The following is a 22,294-nucleotide window of genomic DNA, read 5'->3' on the forward strand; positions in this document are numbered from 1 at the left end:
CGAAAGAGAGACCACGAGTCATGTCCACCAAGCACACGCTCTCCGTCCTGGTCGAGAACACCCCCGGCATCCTCGCCCGGATCGCCGCCCTGTTCTCGCGCCGCGGCTTCAACATCGACTCCCTCGCCGTGGGCGTCACCGAGCACCCCGACATCTCCCGCATCACCATCGTGGTGAACGTCGAGGACCTGCCGCTCGAACAGGTCACGAAGCAGCTCAACAAGCTCGTCAACGTCCTGAAGATCGTCGAACTGGAGCCGGGCGCGGCCGTCGCCCGCGAGCTCGTCCTCGCGAAGGTCCGCGCCGACAACGAGACGCGCTCCCAGATCGTCGAGATCGTCCAGCTCTTCCGCGCCAAGACCGTGGACGTCTCCCCTGAGGCCGTCACCATCGAGGCCACCGGCAGCAGCGACAAGCTGGAGGCCATGCTCAAGATGCTGGAGCCCTTCGGCATCAAGGAGCTCGTCCAGTCCGGCACCATCGCGATCGGCCGCGGCTCCCGCTCCATCACCGACCGCAGCCTGCGGGCGCTCGACCGCTCGGCCTGACCGGCCGGAACGGGCCACCGCGCCCGCCCGCATGGCGAGACCTGAAACCTTCCCTTCCCCCGCCCGCCGTACGGTGGGACGCAACACCAGCACACATAGGAGATTCCCAGTGGCCGAGCTGTTCTACGACGCCGACGCCGACCTGTCCATCATCCAGGGCCGCAAGGTCGCGGTCATCGGTTACGGCAGCCAGGGCCACGCCCACGCGCTGTCGCTCCGTGACTCGGGTGTCGACGTCCGCGTCGGTCTGCACGAGGGCTCCAAGTCCAAGGCCAAGGCCGAGGAGCAGGGCCTGCGCGTGGTCACCCCCTCCGAGGCGGCGGCCGAGGCCGACGTCATCATGATCCTGGTGCCGGACCCGATCCAGGCCCAGGTCTACGAGGAGTCCATCAAGGACAACCTCAAGGACGGCGACGCGCTGTTCTTCGGCCACGGCCTGAACATCCGCTTCGGCTTCATCAAGGCCCCCGAGGGCGTCGACGTCTGCATGGTCGCCCCGAAGGGCCCGGGCCACCTGGTCCGCCGCCAGTACGAGGAGGGCCGCGGCGTTCCGTGTATCGCGGCCGTCGAGCAGGACGCCACGGGCAACGGCTTCCAGCTGGCGCTCTCGTACGCCAAGGGCATCGGCGGCACGCGTGCGGGCGTCATCAAGACGACCTTCACCGAGGAGACCGAGACCGACCTGTTCGGCGAGCAGGCCGTGCTCTGCGGCGGCACCGCCGCGCTGGTCAAGGCGGGCTTCGAGACGCTGACCGAGGCGGGCTACCAGCCGGAGATCGCGTACTTCGAGTGCCTCCACGAGCTGAAGCTGATCGTGGACCTCATGTACGAGGGCGGCCTGGAGAAGATGCGCTGGTCCGTCTCCGAGACCGCGGAGTGGGGCGACTACATCACCGGCCCGCGGATCATCACGGACGCCACCAAGGCCGAGATGAAGAAGGTCCTCGCCGAGATCCAGGACGGCACGTTCGCCAAGCAGTGGATGGACGAGTACCACGGCGGTCTGAAGAAGTACAACGAGTACAAGACCCAGGACGAGAACCACCTCCTGGAGACCACGGGCAAGGAGCTGCGCAAGCTCATGTCCTGGGTCAACGACGAGGACTGAGTGCTGCCCGGGTCCGGGGCCGACGCCACGGGGCGCCGCCCCGGACCCCGCTCCTCAAACGCCGGAGGGGCTGAGGCCGGCTGGGCTGATCCTTTGTCCAGGGTGTCCAGCCACGGACGGGTGATCCTTCCGCCGAGGCGTAAGAAGATCTGCTTCCCGCCACTACACTTCTGTTCAACATTCGCGTCGGGCCCACAGCGTCGTGCGTCTTCCACGCGGCTAGCACCCTCCACCGCCTGCGGCCGTCGGGACGGCCGTCCGCAATGGACTTGTGAGGACTCACGTGAGCACTGCTGCCACCGGCAAACCCGTCGTACTCATCGCTGAAGAGCTGTCGCCCGCCACCGTCGACGCCCTGGGCCCGGACTTCGAGATCCGCCAGTGCAACGGCGCGGACCGCGCCGAGCTGCTGCCCGCGATCGCCGGCGTCGACGCGATCCTGGTCCGCTCCGCGACCAAGGTCGACGCCGAGGCCATCGCCGCCGCCAAGAAGCTGAAGGTCGTCGCCCGCGCGGGCGTGGGCCTGGACAACGTCGACGTGTCCGCCGCCACCAAGGCCGGCGTGATGGTCGTCAACGCCCCGACGTCGAACATCGTCACCGCCGCCGAGCTGGCCTGCGGCCTGCTCCTGGCCACCGCGCGCAACATCCCGCAGGCCAACACCGCCCTGAAGAACGGCGAGTGGAAGCGCTCCAAGTACACCGGTGTCGAGCTCGCCGAGAAGACCCTCGGCGTCGTCGGCCTCGGCCGCATCGGCGCCCTCGTCGCCCAGCGCATGAGCGCCTTCGGCATGAAGGTCGTGGCCTACGACCCGTACGTGCAGCCCGCGCGCGCCGCCCAGATGGGCGTGAAGGTGCTCTCCCTCGACGAGCTGCTCGAGGTCTCGGACTTCATCACGGTCCACCTGCCCAAGACCCCCGAGACCCTCGGCCTTATCGGCGACGACGCGCTGCACAAGGTCAAGCCGACCGTCCGCATCGTCAACGCCGCGCGCGGCGGCATCGTCGACGAGGAGGCGCTGCACTCCGCCCTCAAGGAAGGCCGCGTCGCCGGCGCCGGTCTGGACGTGTACGCGAAGGAGCCCTGCACGGACTCCCCGCTCTTCCAGTTCGACCAGGTCGTCTGCACCCCCCACCTCGGCGCCTCCACCGACGAGGCGCAGGAGAAGGCCGGCATCGCCGTCGCCAAGTCGGTGCGCCTCGCCCTCGCCGGTGAGCTCGTGCCGGACGCGGTCAACGTGCAGGGCGGCGTCATCGCCGAGGACGTCCGTCCCGGCCTGCCGCTCGCCGAGAAGCTCGGCCGCATCTTCACCGCCCTCGCGGGCGAGGTCGCGGCCCGCCTCGACGTCGAGGTGTACGGCGAGATCACCCAGCACGACGTGAAGGTGCTCGAACTCTCCGCGCTGAAGGGCGTGTTCGAGGACGTCGTCGACGAGACCGTGAGCTATGTGAACGCCCCGCTGTTCGCGCAGGAGCGCGGCGTCGAGGTCCGCCTCACCACCAGCTCCGAGTCGCCGGACCACCGCAACGTGGTCACCGTGCGCGGCACGCTCTCCGACGGCGAGGAGATCGCGGTCTCCGGCACGCTGGCCGGACCCAAGCACCTCCAGAAGATCGTCTCCATCGGCGAGTACGACGTGGACCTGGCGCTCGCCGACCACATGGTCGTCCTGCGCTACGCCGACCGTCCGGGCGTCGTCGGCACCGTCGGCCGCGTCCTCGGCGAGGCGGGCATCAACATCGCCGGCATGCAGGTCGCCCGCGCCGACGTGGGCGGCGAGGCGCTGGCCGTCCTGACCGTCGACGACACGGTGCCGCAGCCGGTCCTGAACGAACTGGCCGAGGAGATCGGCGCGGAGTCCGCGCGCGCGGTGAACCTCACGGACTAGGGCTCGGGAGCCTTGGGCGGGGTCGGTCACCGGCTCCGCCGAGGTCGTCCTCGAACGCCGGACGGGCTTGCATACCTGAGCGCCGGACGGGCGTGAAATACCCGAGCGCCGGGCGGGCTGGATATCCAGCCCGCCCGGCGCTTGTGCGTGCGGGTACTTACGCCGGTACCTGCTCGGCCTCGGCCATCTCGGTCACCTCGGGGCTCTCCACCCTGACCCGCACCCCCCGCAGCGTCACCGCCGCCAGGGCCGCCGCCGCGAGCAGCACCACCATGCCCGTCAGCGCCGCGACGTGCAGGCCGTCGGTGAAGGCGGTGCGGGACGCGGTCAGCAGGGCGTCCGCCGCGTGGGCCGGCAGCCGCTGTGCGACCGCCACCGCGCCGCCGAGCGTCTCGTGGGCCTCGGCGGGGACCGTGTCGGGGAGCCGGTTCCGGTAGACCGCGTTGCCGATGGAGCCGAGCAGCGCCATGCCCATCGCCCCGCCGAACTCCTGGCCGGTCTCCAGGAGTGAGGAGGCCGTGCCCGCCTTCTCCGCGGGGGCCGCGCCGAGCGCCAGGTCGGTCAGCTGGGATCCGATGATCACCGCACCGCAGGCGAGGACTCCCGCGCCGGCCAGGACCAGCCACAGGGAGTCGGTGCCGGTGAGGGTGAGCAGGCCGAAGCCGGCGGCGGAGAGGACGAAGCCGGTGGCGACGACGTGGGCGCGGTTCACGCCGCGCTGGACGAGTGCCGTGGCGACGGGTGCGGCGGCACCGATGAGGACCGACGGGAGCAGCGCCCACAGGGCGGCCTCCATGGCGCTGTTGCCGAGCACCGACTGCAGGTACTGCGTGGTGAAGTAGGCCGAACCCATCATCGCCAGCGAGGAGATGAGGTTCAGGGAGACGGCGGAGCCGAAGGCACGGCCGTGGCCGCGGAAGAGGTCCGGCGGGATCATCGGCGAGCGGGCGGTGCGCTGGCGGTGGACGAAGAGGGCGGCGAAGACGAGCCCGACGGCCACGGACGCGACGTACGGAACCTCGACGCCCTCGACCGGCATCTCCTTGAGCCCCCACACCACCGGCAGCACGGCGGCCATCGAGAGCGGCACGCTCAGCAGGTCGAACCGGCCGGGCTCGGGGTCCCTGGACTCCGGGATGAGGACGGGCGCGAGGACCAGGAGCAGGACCATCGCGGGCAGGTTGACCAGGAAGACCGAGCCCCACCAGAAGTGGGCGACGAGCACACCGCACAGCACCGAGCCGAGCGCGATGCCGGCGACCATCACGCCCTGCCACATGCCGATCGCCTTCGCGCGCTGAGCGGGGTCGCGGAACAGGGTGCGCACCAGGGCGAGCGTGGACGGCATCAGGGTGGCGCCGCCGATGCCGAGGACCGCGCGGGCGGCGATCAGGGTCTCGGCGCTGTCGGCGTAGGCGGCGACGAGCGAGGCGGTCCCGAAGGCCGCGGCGCCGAACATGAGGAGCTTGCGGCGGCCGATGCGGTCGCCGAGCGAGCCCATCGTCATCAGCAGTCCGGCGAGGACGAACGCGTAGATGTCGAAGATCCACAGCTGCTGGGTGCCGCTGGGCCGCAGGTCGGCATTGATCTGCGGGACGGCGAAGTAGAGGACGGAGACGTCCATCGAGACCAGGAGCAGCGGAAGCATCAGGACGGCGAGTGCGGTCCATTCCTTGTGGGTGGCGCGGGAGTTCGTCTGCATGACAGGGACTGTACGGACGTCTTAAACGCCTGTCTAGTACGAGCGTATAAATCAGTCGTGTAAGACGGCGGTACTAGGGTGGGTGGCATGGGACACCGCGAAGATCTGCTCGAAGGCGCGAAGCGCTGCCTGCTGGAGAAGGGGTTCGTGCGCACCACGGCCCGCGACATCGTGAAGGAGTCCGGGACGAACCTCGGCTCCATCGGTTACCACTACGGGTCGAAGGACGCGCTGCTCGCGCAGGCGTTCATCGCGCTGGTCGAGCCGATGGGCGACGACTACGAGAAGGCGCGGGCCGAGCGGGAGGCGGCGGGGGCGGGCGCGGAGGCAGGCGCGGAGGAGGTGGGCGGCCTGGAGCGCTTCCGGGACGTCTGGGCCGGCATCATCCGCTCGGTCCCCGAGTCCCGCCCCATCTGGATGATGACGCTGGAGGTCGTCACCCAGGGCGAACGCCTGGCAGGCATCCGCAAGTTGCTGATCGAGGCGCAGGAGGAGGGCCGGAGCGGGCTCACGGCCATGTTCACCGGTATCGAGGAGAGCAGGCTCCCCGCGGACGTGGTGGACACGGAGGGCCGGCTCTACACGACGCTGCTCAACGGCCTGATGGTCCAGTGGCTCTTCGACCCGGACTCGGCGACCACGGCGGAGCAGTTGACCGAGGGGCTGCGGCGGGTGATGGAGCGGGACGGATCGCGCCCGGCGGCGGACGGGCGGTAGGGGCCCGCCTTCGGTGCGACCGCGCGGGTCGCCGCACTCCCGGCCTCACTCATCCGGAGACGGCCCCGGCGAACGGGACCGTCGAGCAGGCGGCGACCGGAGGTGTTACGACCAGTTGGTGCAGGTGACGGGGACGTAGCCCTTCTTGTTGCTGTCGTAGGGCGCCGCGTACACCCACTTGTTGCTCGTCTTGCCGCACTTCTTGTACGTCTGGCCCGTGAACTTGTGGCCGTCGTGGCAGAGGAAGCCCTTCTTGCCCTTGTTCCACTGGCCGACCGCGGTGGCGTTCGTCTTCGGGCTGGTGCGCAGCTTCACCGCTTCCTTGGCGACGACATTGGACATGCCGCGGCTGCAGTCCGGCTTCGTCGCGGCGACGGCGCTGCCGCCGAAGGTGAGGGTGGAGCCGACGAGCGCGAGGGCGGAGACGGCGACCGCGGGGGCCAACTTCCGGAGTTTCATGAGGTGTTGTTCTCCCGTGTGTGGGGGGACGAGTGTTCGGACGGGAGAGACGGTACCCGCTGGTGATCATGGAAGCGGCCGCGGTTACGCAGGTGTGACCGTCCGGGCGGGTGTTCGCGACGTCAGGCGCCGTCGCGGATGAAGTCGGCCAGGGCCGCGGCGACCGCTTCGGGCTGTTCGTCGGGGAGGAAGTGGCCGGCGTCCGGCACGACGACTCCCGTGGTGCGGTCGGCCCACGGGTCGAGGGAGGCCGCCATGTCCGGGATGGAGCCGTGGCTGCCGGAGATCCCGAGGACGGGCACGGTCAGGTGCCGCCGCCCCAGCGCCTCGTGGTTCCCGCGCGCCGACTCGGCGGCCGCACGGTAGTAGGCGAGGGAGGCGCGGAGGCCGCCGTCGGCCGCGAGGGCCGCCGCGTAATAGTCGATCTCGGCGTCCTCGAAGGTGTCGGGGGAGAGGGACTTCATCCGCAGGAGCCAGGCCACGTACTCCCGTTCGCGGCCGGCGAGCAGCGTCTCGGGCAGGTCGGGCACCAGGTGGAACGCGAAGTGCCAGGTCTTCCACGCCCGGTCGGGGTCGGTGGGGATCGCCTCGGGGAGGGTGATGCCGGGGATCCCGGCGTCGAGCAGGGCGACCCCGCGCAGGCCGGGCTCGCGCGGTCGGTCCTCGTGGGTCAGGGCGAGCGAGAACGCCACCCAGGCGCCGACGTCGTGGGCGGCCAGCCAGTAGGCCGACACCTCCAGGGCTCGCAGGGCGGCGCGGACGTGCGCGGCGACCGTGTGCGTGTCGTAGCCGCGCTCCGGGCGCTCGGAGTGGCCCTGGCCCGGCAGGTCGAGGGCGATGACGCGGAACCGGCCGGCGAGGGCGGGCATGACCTTGCGCCAGGCCCACCAGGTCTGCGGGAATCCGGCGAGCAGGACGACGGCGGGGCCGGTCGTCCTGCCGCCCTCGACGGCGTGCAGGCGGACGCCGTCGGCGTCGACCCAGCGGTGCGCGAACCCTGCCACGTGGTGCAGGGGCAGTTCGGGGGTGGGGTTGGTCACGAGGACCTCCAGCGGTGGTGGGGGCTCGGGGCTCGGACGCTAACACATCTTGAACTGATCGGTTCAAGATAGGATGGCGGGGCGCCGCGCGGACTGCGTGGGCACGACACGGACACCGACACACCGGCAAGGAAGTGCCACGTGGCAGGCAAGAAGCAGTTCGACATGGACACCGCGCTGGACGCCGCGATGGTCCAGTTCTGGCGGGCGGGCTACGCCGACACCTCGCTGGACGACCTGTCCCGGGCGACCGGTCTGAACCGCAGCTCCATCTACTCCTCGCTCGGCGGCAAGGACGCGCTCTTCCTGCGCTGCCTGGATCGCTACGCCGCGCGCTACGGCGAGAAGTACGACGCCGCCCTGTCGGGTGCGGCCCCGGACCCTTCGGCGGCCGTCCGCGCGTTCTTCGACGTCACCCTCGCCCGTATCGCCGACTCCGCACTGCCGGACGGCTGCCTGATCGCCCAGTCGGTCATGGCCGTCCCGGTGCTGAGCGAACGCGTCGCTGCCCGCGCCAAGGAGGCGCTGGGCTTCCAGCGCGCGCGGCTGCGCGCCGCCCTGAAGGCGGGCCGGCTGGCCGACCGCGACGCCGACGCCTTCGCCGAGCATGTGGCCGCCGTGAACCAGTCCCTCGCCGTCATGAGCAGGGCAGGGGCGAGCCCGGCGCGGCTCCGGGCCGTCGTGGGCGTGACCCTCGACGCGCTGTCACATGCGGTGACGTCCGCGCCCGGGTAGCGCCGGCGCCGTCGGTCCGCCTTCGTGTGCAGCCTGAACGGCCTTACAGTCGCGACGACTTCAGCACCATGTGCAGGAGCAGCCGGTCCTCGCCGTCGTCCAGGTCCAGGCCGGTGAGCTGTTCCACGCGCGAGAGGCGGTAGTAGAGGGTCTGGCGGTGGATGCCCAGCTCCGCCGCCGCGCGGCCCGCCTGACCCGCGCAGTCGAGGAACACCTCGGCGGTGCGCGCCAGTTCACGGTGGGCCGGGCCCAGGAGCTGCCGGGCCACCGGGTCGTGCGCCGCCTCCGGGGGCAGCGCGGTCAGCAGGCGGTAGGGGCCCACGTCCGACCACTGCGCCACCGGCGCGAACCGCCGCTCCGCCAGCGCCGCGCGCGCCGCCCCCGACGCCTCCCACCACGCCGCCCCCAGGTCCTCCAGACCCTGCCGGGCCCCCGCGATGCCCGCCGCGGCGCCCGGCGCCGCGTCGAGGAGGCGGGTCGCCGCCGTGTGCGCGGGGGAGAGCGCGTCGGCCGAGCGCAGCCGGACCAGGGCCGCGAGCGACTGCGCGGTCGTGCCCCACGGCACCGTGCAGACCGCCGCCGCGCCCGGCACCGTACGGGCAGCGGGGGCGTCGTCCGGGTCCGCCGAGCGCCACGGCGCCACGCACACCACCGCGTGCAGGCCGTCGCCCCGCGCGCCGAGCGCCGTGCGCAGGGCGGCCACCGCCATGTCCCGCTGCCAGCCCCGCTCGGCCGTCAGGACCGCCCGGAACTCCCGGGTCAGGTCGGCGCCCGCCTGCGCCTCGTCGGCCAGCAGCGCGCCGATCCGGGTGGCCACCTCCATGGCGGCGGCCAGCTGGTGCTCGCTCGGGCCCGGGTCGTCGTCGAGCAGCCACACGTATCCGAGGGCGAACCCCCGATGGCGTACGGGGAGGCAGACGCGCCCCCGGTAGACGCCCGCCTCCGGGGTGGGCGGGATGCGGACGGGCGTCGTCGCGCGGGTGATGCCGAAGCTCTCGAACCAGGAGCGGACCTCGGCCGTGGACCGGCGGGTCAGGATCGAACGGGTCCGCACCGGGTCCAGGACGGACGCGTCGAAGCCGCTGTCGCCGTCGCCGCCGCCGTCGTGCGCGCCGAACGCGATCAGCTCGAAATCGCGGTTCTCCAGGGTCGCCGGGGCGCCGAGCAGCGCCGAGATCTCGTCGACCAGTTCTTGGTAGTCACCCTTCACCACCCCATTCTCCCGCAGCCCCCGGTTTTCTTCAGACATCTGTCTGAGATCCAGGGCACGGATGCGTGACAGGTGTCGATGGCTCGCGGCGGGCGTGATCCCTAGATTTCACGGTGGTTCTCCGTGCCGTACCGGCGCATTCTCCCTATACAGGGCTATGCCGGTAAGGCATCCGTTTTCGTACACCCGTGGAGGTGCCCCGTGCTGGGTCCCGTGATTCTCGCCGCGTCACGCAGCGACAAGATGCGCCGTTTCGTCTCGGCGGCTCCCGGCACCAAGCAGGTCGTGGCCCGGTTCATCGCCGGTGAGAGCGTCGACCAGGTGGTCCCGATCATCGCGGACGCCGCCGACAAGGGCCTGGAGGTCACCCTCGACGTCGTGGGTGAGGACATCACCACCGTCGAGCAGTCGCACGACGCCCGCGACGCCTACCTGGCGCTCATCGACCGCCTGAAGGACCTCGGCCTCGGCACCAAGGCCGAGATGTCGGTGAAGCTGTCGATGTTCGGCCAGGCGCTGGAGGGCGGCCACGAGCTGGCCCTCGCCAACGTGCGCCCCGTCGTCGAGGCCGCCGCCGCCATCGGCACCACGGTCACCCTGGACGCCGAGGACCACACCACCCTCGACTCGATGTTCGCCATCCACGACGAGCTGCGGAAGGACTTCCCGCAGACCGGCTGCGTCATCCAGGCCTACCTGTTCCGCACCGAGGCCGACGCCCGCCGCCTTGCCGGCAACGGCAGCCGCGTGCGTATCGTGAAGGGGGCCTACAAAGAGCCCGCCGAGGTCGCGTACCAGGACAAGGCCGAGATCGACAAGGCGTACGTCCGTATCCTGCGCATCCTGATGGAGGGCGAGGGATACCCGATGATCGGGTCCCACGACCCGCGCCTCATCGCCATCGCCCAGGAGCTCGCGCGCCGCGCCGGGCGCAAACTGGACGAGTACGAATTCCAGATGCTGTACGGCATCCGCGGCGACGAGCACCTGAGGCTCGCCGCCGAAGGCCACCGGATGCGCGTGTACACCGCCTACGGCACCGACTGGTACGGCTACTTCATGCGCCGTCTCGCGGAGAAGCCGGCGAACCTGCTCTTCTTCGGCCGCTCCATCCTCACCAAGGGCTGAGCTCCCTTCCCCCGACCCCCCTTAAGGAGATACGGAACTCATGGACGCTGTGACCCAGGTCCCCGCGCCGGTCAACGAGCCGGTGCACGGCTACGCGCCCGGCTCCCCGGAGCGCGCCCGCCTCGAGACCAAGCTCAAGGAGCTGGCCGAGAACCCGATCGAGCTGCCGATGACCATCGGCGGCGTGAAGCGTCTCGGGGGCGGCGAGCCCTTCCAGGTCGTGCAGCCGCACAACCACAAGTCCGTCATCGGCACCGGCCGCGGCGCCACTCAGCAGGACGCCCAGGACGCGATCGACGCCGCCCTGGCCGCCGCCCCGGCGTGGCGCGCCATGTCGTTCGACGACCGCGCCGCGATCATCCTGCGCGCCGCCGAGCTGCTCTCCACCACCTGGCGCGAGACCCTGGCCGCCTCCACGATGCTCGGCCAGTCCAAGACCGCCCAGCAGGCCGAGATCGACACCCCGTGCGAGCTCGTCGACTTCTGGCGCTTCAACGTCAAGTACGCCCGTGACCTGCTCGCCGAGCAGCCCCCGGCCAACGCGACCGGCGTCTGGAACCGTCTGGACCACCGCCCGCTCGAGGGCTTCGTCTACGCGATCACGCCGTTCAACTTCACCGCCATCGCGGGCAACCTCCCCACCGCCCCGGCCCTGATGGGCAACGTGGTCGTGTGGAAGCCGTCCCCGACGCAGACCCACGCCGCCGTGCTGCTCATGCAGCTCCTGGAGGAGGCCGGGCTGCCCAAGGGCGTCATCAACCTCGTCACCGGTGACGGCATCGCCGTCTCCGAGGTCGCCCTGAACCACCGCGACCTGGCCGGCATCCACTTCACCGGCTCCACCCCGACCTTCCAGCACCTGTGGAAGACGGTCGGCGAGAACATCACGAAGTACCGCACCTACCCCCGCCTCGTCGGCGAGACGGGCGGCAAGGACTTCGTCGTCGCGCACCCGAGCGCCGACCGCGCGATCCTGAAGACCGCGCTGACCCGCGGCTCCTTCGAGTTCCAGGGCCAGAAGTGCTCGGCCACCTCGCGCGCCTACGTCCCGGCGTCCATCTGGAACGACGGGTTCAAGGAGGAGTTCGCGGCCGAGGTCGACGGCATCAAGATGGGTGACGTCACCGACCTGTCGAACTTCATCGGCGCCGTCATCGACGAGCGCGCGTTCGCCAAGAACAAGGCGGCCATCGACCGCGCCAAGTCCGACGACACCTGCACGATCGTCGCCGGCGGCACGTACGACGACTCGGTCGGCTACTTCGTGCGCCCGACCGTCGTCGAGTGCACCGACCCGGCCAACGAGGTCTTCACCACCGAGTACTTCGGCCCGTTCCTCGCCGTGCACGTCTACGAGGACGACAAGTACGACGAGATGCTGGCCCAGATGGAGTCGGTCTCCGACTACGCGCTCACCGGCTCGGTCATCGCGGGCGACCGCGCGGCCGCCGCGGCCACGATGGAGAAGCTCCGCTACGCCGCGGGCAACTTCTACATCAACGACAAGTCGACCGGCGCCGTCGTCGGCCAGCAGCCCTTCGGCGGTGGCCGCGGCTCCGGCACCAACGACAAGGCCGGCGCCCCGCAGAACCTCCAGCGCTGGACGCTGACCCGCGCCATCAAGGAGACGCTGGTCCCGCCGACCGAGTACGGCTACCCGCACATGGGCTGACGCCCGCCCCGGGCCCCTGCGGCCCGCTCCTGAACCCCGCCTCCGACCTGGGCCCCACCCCGGTCGGAGGCGGTGTCGTCTCCGGGGTCAGATGAGTGCGTCCACGACGGTCCGGGTGATGTCCTCGGCGATCCGGTCCTCGCCCGGGGTGTCCGGGTCGAGGCGGGTCGTGTAGACGGAGATCACCAGGGGCGCGCCCTTGGGCGGCCAGGCCACCGCGACGTCGTTGACGCCGCCGTACGCGGGCGAGCCGGTCTTGTCGCCGGCCCGCCAGCCCTTCGGCAGGCCCGCGCGGATCCGCTTGTCGCCGGTGGTGTTCTCCACGAGCCACCGGGTCAACTGGCCGCGGTCGAGCGGGTGGAGGGCGTCGCCGACGACGAGCTTGTGCAGGTTCGCTGTCATCGCGGCGGGCGTCGTCGTGTCCCGGCGGTCGCCGGGGATGTTGGTGTTCAGGTCGGTCTCCCACCGGTCGAGGCGGGTGCGGGAGTCGCCGAGGGAGCGCGCGAACCCGGTGATGCCGGACGGGCCGCCGATCCGCCGCAGCACCAGGTTGGCGGCGCTGTTGTCGCTGTAGGTGATGGCCGCGTCGCACAGCTCCCGTACGGTCATGCCGGTCGCGAGGTGCATTTCGGCGCGCGGCGAGTACTCGACGAGGTCGTCGGGTCCGTAGCGGACCAGGACGTCGAGCAGGCCCGGCTCCTGCTCGCGCGCCCTGCGCAGGACGGCCGCACCGGCCAGCACCTTGAACGTCGAGGCGAGGGCGAAGAGTTCATGAGCGCGGTAGCCGACAGTGGCGCCGGTGCCGGTGTGCAGCGCGTGGACGCCGATACGGCCGGGGTAGCCCTTTTCGAGGTCGCGCAGGCGGCGGTGCACATCGGGGGAGGTGGCGCCGGGGCCGGCGGCCGGTGCGCCCGCCGCGCGGGCGGCGCCGGAGACCGAGAGGAGCGCGGGGGCCGCGGCGGCGGCTCCCAGGAGCGTTCTGCGGGAGGGAGTCGAGGTCATGATCCCGACCGTACCGGGGGCGCCTCCCGGGACGGGAGGGCCGGCCGCGGGCTCGGGCCGGGGGCCCGTCTGTTCGGGCGGACGGCTTGCCCGTCCCGGCGGAAGACGTGCCCGTACGGGCGACAGGGCTTGCCCGCACGGGCACGTGGTCCAGTCCGGCCGGGCGGGAAGTCCGTCTTCGCCCTCGGGAGTTCACCGGCTGTCGGCCGACGCCGCGGTGATCACCTCGTCCAGCACGTCCCTGGCCCGCAGCAGGTCCGCCACCTGGCGGTCGATCCTCGCGCGCTCCTCGGTCAGCTCGTCGACCAGCCACGGCGTCGCCTTCTCGGACGGACCTCCGTCCTTGTCCCGCATGCACGGGAGCAGTTGGACGATCTTGCTGCTGCACAGGCCCGCCGCGAACAGCTCCTGGATGTGCACGACCCGGTCGACCGCGGCCTCCGGGTAGTCGCGGTGGCCGCCCGGCGTCCGGTCCGCGTACAGCAGGCCCTGCTGCTCGTAGTAGCGCAGGGACCGCTCGCTCACAGCGGTACGCTTCGCCAGCTCGCCGATCCTCATGCCCGCGACCTCCGCGCTTGAAATTCACACCGGTGTCAGGTTCTACCTTTCCGGCATGACGAACACAACGCTTCTCGCCCCGTATTCCGCAGGCCCCCTCGGCCTCCTCGCCAACCGCGTCGTCATGGCCCCCATGACCCGCGCCCGCGCCGCCGAGGACGGCACCCCGCTGCCCGTCGTCGCCGACCACTACGCCCAGCGCGCGAGCGCGGGCCTCATCGTCACCGAGGGCATCTGGCCCAGCAGCCGGGGCCAGAGCGGCTGGCGCTACCCGGGGCTCCAGACGATCGCGCACATCAAGGGCTGGCGGCGCGTCACCGACGCGGTGCACGCCGCGGGCGGCCGGATCTACGCCCAGCTGATGCACGGCGGCCGCAACGGTCACCCGCTGGCCCGCATCGACGGCGACCTGCCCCTCGCCCCCTCCGCGGTGACCCCGCCCGGCCACGCGCACGGCCCGGACGGCACCAAGCCCGACTACGTCGCCCCGCGCGAGATGACCCCCGACGACATCCGCACGGCCGTCCAGGACTTCGCGGACGCCGCCCGCAACGCCGTCGCCGCCGGTTTCGACGGGGTCGAACTGCACGGCGCCAACAGCTACTTGATCCACCAGTTCCTCGCGGACAACACCAACCTCCGCGACGACGCGTACGGCAGGGGATCCATCGCCGACCGCATCCGCTTCGCCGTCGAGGTCGTCCGCGCCACCGCCGACGCCATCGGCGCCGAACGGCTCGGCCTGCGCCTCTCGCCCGGCAATCCGCAGTTCGGCATGGCGGAGGCCGACCCGGGACCCGTCTACCGCGCGCTGCTCGACGAGATCGACGGCCTCGGCCTCGCCTACCTCCACCTCACCGACAACGACCGCTACCCGGCCCTCGCCGACCTGCGCCCCCACTGGCACGGCCTGCTCATCGGCAACGTCGGCGAGAACGGCGAGCCGACGACGAGGGAGGCGGGCGAGGCGGTGCTCGCGTCGGGCCTCGCCGACCTCGTCTCGTACGGGCGGGCGTTCATCTCCAACCCCGACCTGCCCGAGCGCCTCGCGGTGGGCGCGCCCCTCCAGGAGATCGACGAGGCCCACCTGTACACGCACGGCGCCGAGGGCTACACCGACTACCCGGCGCTGACGGACGTGCTGGTCGCCGCTCAGACCTCCACGAGCACCTGATCGAGCGACTTGCGCACGAGGTCGGGGACCCGGCAGTCCGGCGCCGGGTAGCCCACCGGGATCACCGCGAACGCCTTCTCGTTCTCCGGGCGGCCCAGCACCTCCCGCAGGAACCGCATCGGGCTCGGCGTGTGGATCAGCGCGGCCAGGCCGGACAGGTGCAGCGCGGAGAGCAGCATCCCCACCGCGATGCCGACCGACTCGTCGACGTAGTAGTGCTTGTGCTTGGTGCCGTCCTCACCCAGCCAGTAGCGCTGCTGGAAGACGACGATCAGCGCGGGGGCGTCGGTGAGGTGCGGCTTCACCTCGTCCGTGCCGAGGGGGCGCAGGGCCGCGAGCCACTCCTCGCCGAGCCGGCCGTCGTAGGAGATCTGCTCCTCGTGCTCGGCGGCCTCCCGGATGCGGCGGCGTATCTCGGGGTCCTGGACGAGGACGAACGTCCACGGCTGCTGGTGCGCGCCGGACGGCGCCGTCGCGGCGCAGGCGATGGCGTCGCGGACCACCTGGGTGGGCACCGGGTCCGGGGCGAACTGGCGCACGGTCCGCCGTTCGTCCATCCGCTCCCGCAACTCGGCTGCCTGCGCGAGGGATTGGCGCTCGGGCATGCGCGCGGGCCGGTACGGGACGGAGCGGTAGGGCTCGCCGTGGACGGGGGTCCACGGTCCTTGCTGCGCGGTCTCAGACATGGTCAGATTCTGCGTCGGGAGGCGGCCCGCGCGCCATGGTGCAGACCTGTTCCGGCCCCTGGGCCGGCCGGAACGGCCCGATCAGCTCCACCCCGCCACGATGAGCGAGAGCCCGGCGGCGAATCCGCCCGCGAGCAGCGCCAGATACAGCCCGTAGAGCCGCCGCAGCCGGTGCGCGAGGAACCCGGACGCGCCGCACGCGAGCCCCACGGTGAGGGTGCGGGAGCCCCGGGAGAGCGCCGAGCGGGCCAGCCAGGCGGACGGCGCGACGTCGGCGCGGCCGGCCTCGCGTGCGTACACCTTGAAGGGGATGCCGTTCCAGGGCTGGTGGCGGACGGCGGCCGCCGACTCGGCGGAGAGCTCGTGCCGTACCTCCGACCGCATCCGGTCCGTGGTGAGCGGCTGCGGCAACTGCACGCCGGCGGCCGCCAAGTGGAGGGCGAGGAGGCCGCCGGCGAGGCTGCCGCCGAGCGCCGCGAGAGACAGCTTCAGGGCGCGGCGCGGGACCGCCGCACACGCCACGGCGAGGAACAGCTCCGGCATCAGCGGCCAGCTGAGCGCCTCCGCGCAGGCCCACGCGAAACCGAGCGCGAGGCCCGCGCGGGATCCGGCGACCGCGGCGACCCGCTTGCGCGCGCGGGAGTCGGCGAGGGGTTCGCCGGTGGTACGCCGGTGCAGCGCGGCCACCGCCTCGCGGGCCTCCTCCGGGGTGGCCGACGCGGGCAGCGGGGCGCCGATGGCGACGCGCACCAGGGCGGGGCGGAGCCTGCCGTGCTTGGGCAGCAGCCGGTCCGTACCCGCGATGGCCACCGGAACGACCGGCACGCGCGCGTGCTCCGCGAGGACGAGGGCACCGCGGTGGAAGGAGCCGAGCTCGCCGTGGCGCGCGCGGGTGCCTTCGGGGAAGAGGACCACGGCGCGGCCCGCCCGCAGCTCGGCGGTGCGGGACAGCAGGTCGTCCAGGCCGCCGCCGGTGCGGCGCACGGGGAAGCCCGCGGCCAGACGGCTGCAGATCCGTCGTCGCCACGGCGAGGCGAACCAGTAGTCGGCGGCGGCGCCGATCGCGGGGCAGTGGCGGGCGTCCAGCGCTGCGAGCAGCGCCGCGGTGTCGGCGTGGGAGGAGTGGTTGGCGACGACCACGCAGCCGCCGCGCGGGAGCCGTCCGCGCCGTTCCACGCCGCCGGTGAGGGTGAGCAGGGTCCACCACAGGGCGCGGCGGAGGGCGGCGGCGAGGGAGGGCCGGGGTTTGCCAGCCCGCTCAACGGACGCCATTGCTCCGGGACTTGACGTCCTCGTATTCACAGTGTCACCGCCATCGTCAGCAACAACGCCACCAGCAGCGAGTCGATCCGGTCGAGGAGTCCGCCGAAGCCCGGCAGCCAACTGCCCGCGTCCTTCACGCCCGCCTCCCGCTTGACCATCGACTCCAGGAGGTCGCCGAGGACGCCGCCGACCAGGACCGCCGCCCACAGGAGGAGGGAGAACGCGCCGAGGGCAGCCAGCGCGGCGCCCGTCGCGACGGCGGCCCCGACGACCCCTGCCCAGGTCTTGTGGGGTGACAGGGGTGACAGCGCGCGGGACAGCGGCCCACGGCGGCCGAGCGCCGTACCGCCGCACCACGCGCCCACGTCACCGAACGCCACCGCGACGCCCACCGCCACGGCCGTGTCGCCGAGCAGCACGAGTCCGCTCAGCGGGACCGGGATCCACAGGAGTCCGAAGAGCGTGCGGCACGTGCGCGAGAAGCCGGTCTCCGTGTCACCGGAGAGGAGCGCGACCGCGGCGGCGACGACCAGGAGCAGACAGGCCGCCCGCAGCCCGAGGGCGCCGGGCGCGGCCCACGCGACGCCGGGCACCGCCACGGCCGCCGCCCCGAGCACCGCGCGCTCGCCCCGGGGCAGCCCCGCCATGCGGGCGTACTCGCCGGCCGCGACCACCCCGAGCCCGGCCGCCAGCGCGAACGCCCCGGCCCGCCCCAGGAAGAACGCCCCGAGGAAGAGCGGCGCGGACAGGGCCCAGGTCCGCCACCGCCTGCGCAGCTCCGCCCGCATCCGCACCCGGCAGGGCAGTGCCGCGACGGCGACCCCGCCCGCGCCCAGCACACCGGCCACCACCGGCAGGGCGCGCCCCGCCGCCTCCCCCGCGAGGACCGCCGCGCTCATCGCGCACCGCCCGGCGCCGCGGCCTCGACGGACGCGCCCGCGCCCAACTCCCGCCACAGCCGTGCCAGTCGCAGGCACGCCGTCAGTGCGGAGCCTGCCGCCACCGTCGCGAGGACGGGTGTGCTCCAGCCCGACGCCGCCGCCAGCACGACCAGTGCGCAGCGCTCCGTCTTGCCGACCGGACCGCCGTTCAGGCGCCCCGCTCCCGCCGCCGCGCCCGCGAGGGACACCCAGGACGGCAACGTCGCCGCCAGGCCCGCCGTCGCCACCAGCCACAGCGGGGCCAGCGGCAGGAAGCCCGCGAGGACGGCCAAGTCGGCCGCCCGGTCGCCCAGTTCGTTGAGCAGCGCGCCCCTGCGGGTCGTACGGCCCGTGTCCCGGGCCAGCGCGCCGTCGAGGTTGGCGAAGGCGAGGCGGGCGGCGAGCAGCACGGCGACCGGCGGCGCCGACCAGCCGAAGGGCAGCAGGGCCAGCGCGGCGGCGGCGCCCGCCGCACAGACCACGCCCGCCAGCGTGAGGGCGTCCGGTGACACCGCGCGCCGGACGAGCGCGGCCCGCACGCCGGACAACTTCTCCGCGTACCAGGGCTTGAGGGCGTAGAGACCGTTCATGGCACCGACTCTGCCGCCGCCCGGGCCCGGGCGAATCGGGGTGCGTACTCAGCTGCGGGCTGAGTACGGTGAGGACGTGAACTCCTCGCACGGCACCGTGAATCCCCTGCGCACCGCCCACACCAGCGATCTGTCGCCGGCCGAACTGCGCGCCGCGCGCGAGCTGATGGACGAGGCCTTCGACGGGGACTTCGGCGACCACGACTGGGAGCACGGCCTCGGCGGCATGCACGCCCTGATCCACGACGGGACCGGCGCCCTCGTCGCGCACGGCGCGGTGGTCCAGCGCCGGGTCTTGCACGCCGGCCGTTCCTGGCGCATCGGATACGTCGAAGCGGTCGCCGTCCGCCCCGACCGGCAGCGGCAGGGGCTGGGCGGCCAGGTGATGGGCGCCCTGGAGCGCGTCATCGACAGGGCGTACGAACTGGGCGCGCTCTCCGCTTCCGACGAGGGGTCGCGGCTCTACCTCGGGCGCGGCTGGCGGGAGTGGACGGGCGCGGTCGGCGCGCTCGGCCCCTCCGGTGTCGTCCACCTGCCGGAGGAGGAGCCGCCGCTCCTCTGGGGCGCGGACCTCGACCCGGCACACGAGTTCCTCATCGACTGGCGGGACGGGGACGTCTACTGACGCGTCTGGTGAGACGCCCGCCCCCGCCCCGGGTGGCCTCCGTCTCAGATAGTAGGAAGTCCGAGTAATCGTGGAGACAGACGCTCCGTCCTCCCTTAGCTTGGTAGAAGCCGAACGCCTCGCTCGATCAAGCGAATGGCGGCCGTGAGCCGGAGCCTCGCGCAGGCGAACCCTGCCGCTCCGTTGCTCCCCGCCTCGTTGGGGGTGCCCCCACGCCGCACGCAGTGGGGGAGTCTCGAAACGCACCCTTCCCTCAAGGAGTGGATCTCCCATGGCCGAGACGACCGCCCGCCGAGTCCGTCACGTCTCCCGCACCACCGATTCCGAGCGCAAGAACGCCGCCGCCGCCCTCCAGCGCGCCCTCGACCGCAGGGACAACGGCGGCGAGACGGGTCACTGACCCGCGCGGACCACCTCGAAATGGTCGATGCGTTCGCCGGTCCCGGCGAGCGCGGAGACCGAGAGTTTTGGGTGGGCCCCGGCCGTCACCTCCACCGCGAGGAACGAATGGCCGGTGTAGCGCACCCGTGACCACTCCACGGTGTCCGGGTCGGGCCGCCGGGACCTCGTCCAGTGGAAGGTCGCGACATGGTCGTGATCGTGGACGTGGCCCTCGTAGCTGTCCTTCACCCCGGGACCGAAGCCGTACAGGTCCTTGCCCGCGCCGCCCGCGGTGACGTACACGATGCCGTCGCGCGTCGGATCGGTCGACGCGCCGACCGGCACGGGCCTGCCGACCTCGCCGTCCCTGATGGCGTCGGTGCGTTCGTAGACGTGGTTGTGGCCGTTCACCACCAGGTCCACCTGGTACCGGGTGAACAGCTCCAGCCACGCGTCGCGCACCCCGCCGTCGGAGGCGTGCGTCGACGTCGAGTAGGCGCAGTGGTGGAAGAAGACCACCACGAAGTCCACGGCCGGATCCGTGCGCAGCTCCCGCAGCCGCCGGCCGAGCCAGGCGGTCTGCCGGCCGTCCGTGTAACCGCGGTTGGCGGGTATCTCGTACGAGACGTCGTTGGCGTCGAGCGCGACGACCCCGACGTTCCCGTACCGGAAGGAGTAGACGCCCGGCGCGAGCTTCGGGTCGAAGCCGTTCCCGGGCAGCGACCAGCGGGCGTACTGCCCGCCGTACCCGTTCGGCGAGTACCACGCCTCCATGTCGTGGTTGCCGGTGGTCACCATCCACGGCACCTGCCGCGCCACCGACTCGGTCTGCGCGAGGAAGGTGTCCCACACGCGCGCGTCGTAGGTGTCCGTCTCCTTGCCGTGCCCGGTGGTGTCCGCGTAGCAGAGGTCGCCCGCGTGCAGATGGAAGGCCGGGTTCTGGCCCAGGATCAGCTGGTCGTTGGCGAGGGCGTGCGCGCTGACGCCCTGGTCGCCGAAGGCGGTGAAGACGAAGTTCTCCGGCCGCGCGGGCGCGGTCCTGAACGAGCCGACCGTGGCCGTCCGCTCCGGCGCCGCCGGGTCGAAGCCGTCGTGGCCGACGCCGTAGTAGTACGTGGTGCCGGGCGTGAGGCCGTCGAGCGCGGCGTGCAGGTAGTACTGCTCGACCGCCGGCAGCTTCTTCGAGAGCGACGGCGTGTGCAGGTCGCGCACCTCCGCCTCGATCTTCCGGCCCAGCTCCCAGGGCCGCGTGCCCACCCGTACGTACGGCGACCGCACCGCGAGCGGCACCTGCCAGGAGATCCGCATCTGCGTCCTCGGGTCGGCGCCGAAGGCGAGATGCCGCCCGAAGGGCGCCACGTGCCGGCCGTCGACGCGCACCGGCGTGCGGGGCGCGGTGACCGACGCCGCCACGGGGGAGCCCGCGCCGCTCGCGGTGCCCGAACTGCCCGCGAGCAGCCCCGCGCCGCCCGCCGCCCCGGCCGCCGCGAACGAACCGGCGAGCACCCGGCGGCGGGAGAGCTTCCCGCGCAGATACGCGTGCTGCTCGGGCATGCTCATACGGGCCGCGAGCCGTTCCGGGATACCGACGTCGGGTGTGTCCATGCCGGGAAAGTTCCCAGGGAACCCCAACTCCTCGCCCACGCTCGGGTGAAGACGGGGTGTCGGGCCGATGGCGCCCGTACGACCCACCGCACGGGCGCGCGCGCCGATCGGCCGAAACCCTCCGGAGCGCTCCCGACGGGGCATCCGCGCTGTCCACATGCCGGACGGAGCATGTCATCCCGTGGGACGGCGAGTAGGCTGCCGGCATGTCGGCCAGTCGCAGCATCAATCTCGCAGTCATCCCCGGAGACGGCATCGGCCCAGAGGTCGTGGCCCAGGGGCTCAAGGTCCTCAATGCCGTCCTTCCGCAGGACGTGAAGCTGGAGACGGAGGAATTCGACTTCGGCGCCAAGCGGTACCACGCCACGGGTGAGACCCTCACCGACGCCGACGCGGCCGCTCTCCAGCAGCACGACGCGATCCTCCTCGGCGCGATCGGCGACCCCTCGGTGCCGTCCGGCGTCCTGGAGCGCGGCTTTCTGCTGAAGCTCCGCTTCCTCTTCGACCACCACGTCAACCTGCGGCCGTCGAAGCTGCTCCCGGGTGTCGCGACCCCGCTCGCGGGACAGCCGGAGATCGACTTCGTCGTCGTGCGCGAGGGCACCGAAGGCCCGTACACGGGCAACGGCGGCACCATCCGCACCGGCACCCCGCACGAGGTCGCCACCGAGGTCTCGGTCAACACCGCCTTCGGCGTGGAGCGCGTGGTCCGCGACGCCTTCGCGCGGGCCCAGGCCCGCCCGCGCAAGAAGCTGACGCTGGTCCACAAGAACAACGTGCTGACCTACGCCGGACACCTCTGGACGAACACCTTCAACAAGGTGGCCGAGGAGTTCCCCGAGGTCACCACCGACTACATCCACGTCGACGCCGCGACGATCTACCTCGTCACCGACCCGGCCCGCTTCGACGTGATCGTCACCGACAACCTCTTCGGCGACATCGTCACCGACCTCGCCGCGGCCGTCTCCGGCGGCATCGGCGTCGCGGCCTCCGGGAACATCAACCCGAGCCGGGAGTTCCCGTCCATGTTCGAGCCGGTGCACGGCTCGGCGCCGGACATCGCAGGCCAGGGCAAGGCCGACCCCACGGCGACGGTCCTCTCCGTCGGACTCCTGCTGCGCCACCTCGGGTACGAGGCGGAGGCCGTCCGCATCGAGGACGCGGTCGCCGCGGACCTCGCCGAGCGCGGCGACACGGTGCGCAGCACCGAGCAGATCGGCGACGCGCTCGCCGTACGCGTGGCGGGCTGACACCCGGCAGTTCGAACGTCAGACAGAAGC

Annotated in this window: 22 protein-coding genes; 11 read left to right on the plus strand and 11 right to left on the minus strand. The window is 72.2% G+C overall.

Going from position 1 to position 22,294, the window contains the following annotated elements; genetic code table 11:
* Nucleotides 1-20: 20 nt before the first annotated feature.
* The 3 genes from ilvN to serA all read left to right on the plus strand — a co-directional run bounded on the left by ilvN (nt 21) and on the right by serA (nt 3,544).
* Entirely contained in the window at nt 21-548 is a 528-nt protein-coding gene (gene ilvN / locus ACZ6B8_RS33480; RefSeq protein ID WP_055568881.1) for an acetolactate synthase small subunit, read from the plus strand.
* Nucleotides 549-657: 109 nt separating this feature from the next.
* A complete protein-coding gene (gene ilvC, locus ACZ6B8_RS33485; protein ID WP_471086279.1) occupies nt 658-1,656 on the plus strand; it encodes a ketol-acid reductoisomerase in 999 nt (332 codons plus the stop codon).
* Nucleotides 1,657-1,939: 283 nt separating this feature from the next.
* The gene (serA, locus tag ACZ6B8_RS33490) at nt 1,940-3,544 is read left to right on the plus strand and encodes a phosphoglycerate dehydrogenase (RefSeq protein ID WP_471086282.1); all 1,605 of its coding nucleotides are present in this window, start codon (nt 1,940-1,942) and stop codon (nt 3,542-3,544) included.
* A 157-nt stretch (nt 3,545-3,701) separates the two neighbouring features.
* Here serA and ACZ6B8_RS33495 read toward each other — a convergent pair whose 3' ends face one another.
* The gene (locus tag ACZ6B8_RS33495) at nt 3,702-5,246 is read right to left on the minus strand and encodes an MFS transporter (RefSeq protein WP_471609626.1); all 1,545 of its coding nucleotides are present in this window, start codon (nt 5,244-5,246) and stop codon (nt 3,702-3,704) included.
* A gap of 87 nt (nt 5,247-5,333) precedes the next feature.
* Here ACZ6B8_RS33495 and ACZ6B8_RS33500 point away from each other — a divergent pair, with 87 nt between their 5' ends.
* Nucleotides 5,334-5,963 carry a TetR/AcrR family transcriptional regulator gene (locus ACZ6B8_RS33500; protein ID WP_471086288.1) on the plus strand — a complete coding sequence of 210 codons (630 nt, stop codon included), beginning with the start codon at nt 5,334-5,336 and terminating at the stop codon, nt 5,961-5,963.
* A gap of 105 nt (nt 5,964-6,068) precedes the next feature.
* Here ACZ6B8_RS33500 and ACZ6B8_RS33505 read toward each other — a convergent pair whose 3' ends face one another.
* Both ACZ6B8_RS33505 and ACZ6B8_RS33510 read right to left on the minus strand, forming a co-directional pair.
* The gene (locus ACZ6B8_RS33505) at nt 6,069-6,422 is read right to left on the minus strand and encodes a hypothetical protein (RefSeq protein ID WP_471086291.1); all 354 of its coding nucleotides are present in this window, start codon (nt 6,420-6,422) and stop codon (nt 6,069-6,071) included.
* A 122-nt stretch (nt 6,423-6,544) separates the two neighbouring features.
* Entirely contained in the window at nt 6,545-7,462 is a 918-nt protein-coding gene (locus tag ACZ6B8_RS33510; protein ID WP_471609627.1) for an alpha/beta fold hydrolase, read from the minus strand.
* Nucleotides 7,463-7,603: 141 nt separating this feature from the next.
* Here ACZ6B8_RS33510 and ACZ6B8_RS33515 point away from each other — a divergent pair, with 141 nt between their 5' ends.
* Complete coding sequence (locus tag ACZ6B8_RS33515) at nt 7,604-8,197, plus strand: TetR/AcrR family transcriptional regulator (protein WP_471609628.1); 594 nt, start codon at nt 7,604-7,606, stop codon at nt 8,195-8,197.
* A gap of 43 nt (nt 8,198-8,240) precedes the next feature.
* On the opposite strand, the gene ACZ6B8_RS33520 is transcribed toward ACZ6B8_RS33515, so the two are convergent.
* Nucleotides 8,241-9,446, minus strand: a complete 1,206-nt coding sequence (locus ACZ6B8_RS33520; RefSeq protein ID WP_471609629.1) for a PucR family transcriptional regulator — start codon at nt 9,444-9,446, stop codon at nt 8,241-8,243.
* Between the two features lie 162 nt (nt 9,447-9,608).
* Here ACZ6B8_RS33520 and ACZ6B8_RS33525 point away from each other — a divergent pair, with 162 nt between their 5' ends.
* A complete protein-coding gene (locus ACZ6B8_RS33525) occupies nt 9,609-10,535 on the plus strand; it encodes a proline dehydrogenase family protein (RefSeq protein WP_471086303.1) in 927 nt (308 codons plus the stop codon).
* Between the two features lie 40 nt (nt 10,536-10,575).
* Nucleotides 10,576-12,207 (plus strand): L-glutamate gamma-semialdehyde dehydrogenase, encoded by a 1,632-nt coding sequence (pruA, locus tag ACZ6B8_RS33530; RefSeq protein ID WP_471609630.1) that lies wholly within the window; start codon nt 10,576-10,578, stop codon nt 12,205-12,207.
* Between the two features lie 87 nt (nt 12,208-12,294).
* Here the strand turns inward: pruA and bla are convergent, their stop codons facing one another.
* Together bla and ACZ6B8_RS33540 are read right to left on the minus strand one after the other, a co-directional pair.
* A complete protein-coding gene (gene bla / locus ACZ6B8_RS33535) occupies nt 12,295-13,209 on the minus strand; it encodes a class A beta-lactamase (RefSeq protein WP_471086309.1) in 915 nt (304 codons plus the stop codon).
* Nucleotides 13,210-13,401: 192 nt separating this feature from the next.
* Nucleotides 13,402-13,767 (minus strand): MerR family transcriptional regulator, encoded by a 366-nt coding sequence (locus tag ACZ6B8_RS33540; RefSeq protein ID WP_471086312.1) that lies wholly within the window; start codon nt 13,765-13,767, stop codon nt 13,402-13,404.
* A gap of 55 nt (nt 13,768-13,822) precedes the next feature.
* Here ACZ6B8_RS33540 and ACZ6B8_RS33545 point away from each other — a divergent pair, with 55 nt between their 5' ends.
* Nucleotides 13,823-14,941: an alkene reductase gene (locus ACZ6B8_RS33545; protein ID WP_471086315.1), complete on the plus strand. Its 1,119-nt coding sequence runs from the start codon at nt 13,823-13,825 to the stop codon at nt 14,939-14,941.
* Here ACZ6B8_RS33545 and ACZ6B8_RS33550 read toward each other — a convergent pair.
* From ACZ6B8_RS33550 to ACZ6B8_RS33565, 4 genes are all read right to left on the minus strand, one after another.
* Nucleotides 14,920-15,627 (minus strand): nitroreductase family protein, encoded by a 708-nt coding sequence (locus ACZ6B8_RS33550; protein WP_471086318.1) that lies wholly within the window; start codon nt 15,625-15,627, stop codon nt 14,920-14,922. The two genes, ACZ6B8_RS33545 and ACZ6B8_RS33550, sit on opposite strands and share 22 nt — an antisense overlap.
* Before the next feature lie 81 nt (nt 15,628-15,708).
* Nucleotides 15,709-16,899 (minus strand): lysophospholipid acyltransferase family protein, encoded by a 1,191-nt coding sequence (locus ACZ6B8_RS33555; protein WP_471609631.1) that lies wholly within the window; start codon nt 16,897-16,899, stop codon nt 15,709-15,711.
* Between the two features lie 26 nt (nt 16,900-16,925).
* Entirely contained in the window at nt 16,926-17,789 is an 864-nt protein-coding gene (locus ACZ6B8_RS33560) for a phosphatidate cytidylyltransferase (protein WP_471609632.1), read from the minus strand.
* The gene (locus ACZ6B8_RS33565; protein WP_471086327.1) at nt 17,786-18,400 is read right to left on the minus strand and encodes a CDP-alcohol phosphatidyltransferase family protein; all 615 of its coding nucleotides are present in this window, start codon (nt 18,398-18,400) and stop codon (nt 17,786-17,788) included. Before ACZ6B8_RS33565 ends, ACZ6B8_RS33560 begins: the two co-directional genes overlap by 4 nt.
* 76 nt (nt 18,401-18,476) lie before the next feature.
* Here ACZ6B8_RS33565 and ACZ6B8_RS33570 point away from each other — a divergent pair, with 76 nt between their 5' ends.
* Nucleotides 18,477-19,025 (plus strand): GNAT family N-acetyltransferase, encoded by a 549-nt coding sequence (locus ACZ6B8_RS33570; protein WP_471086330.1) that lies wholly within the window; start codon nt 18,477-18,479, stop codon nt 19,023-19,025.
* Nucleotides 19,026-19,296: 271 nt separating this feature from the next.
* Entirely contained in the window at nt 19,297-19,425 is a 129-nt protein-coding gene (locus ACZ6B8_RS33575; protein ID WP_355811527.1) for a hypothetical protein, read from the plus strand.
* Here ACZ6B8_RS33575 and ACZ6B8_RS33580 read toward each other — a convergent pair.
* Nucleotides 19,419-21,011 (minus strand): purple acid phosphatase family protein, encoded by a 1,593-nt coding sequence (locus tag ACZ6B8_RS33580; protein WP_471609633.1) that lies wholly within the window; start codon nt 21,009-21,011, stop codon nt 19,419-19,421. The two genes, ACZ6B8_RS33575 and ACZ6B8_RS33580, sit on opposite strands and share 7 nt — an antisense overlap.
* Before the next feature lie 206 nt (nt 21,012-21,217).
* On the opposite strand from ACZ6B8_RS33580, the gene ACZ6B8_RS33585 reads away from it, so the two are divergent.
* Nucleotides 21,218-22,264, plus strand: coding sequence for a 3-isopropylmalate dehydrogenase (locus ACZ6B8_RS33585; protein ID WP_471086337.1), 1,047 nt, complete (start codon nt 21,218-21,220; stop codon nt 22,262-22,264).
* Nucleotides 22,265-22,294: the final 30 nt, after the last annotated feature.

This window comes from Streptomyces sp. NPDC041122 (assembly GCF_055592445.1).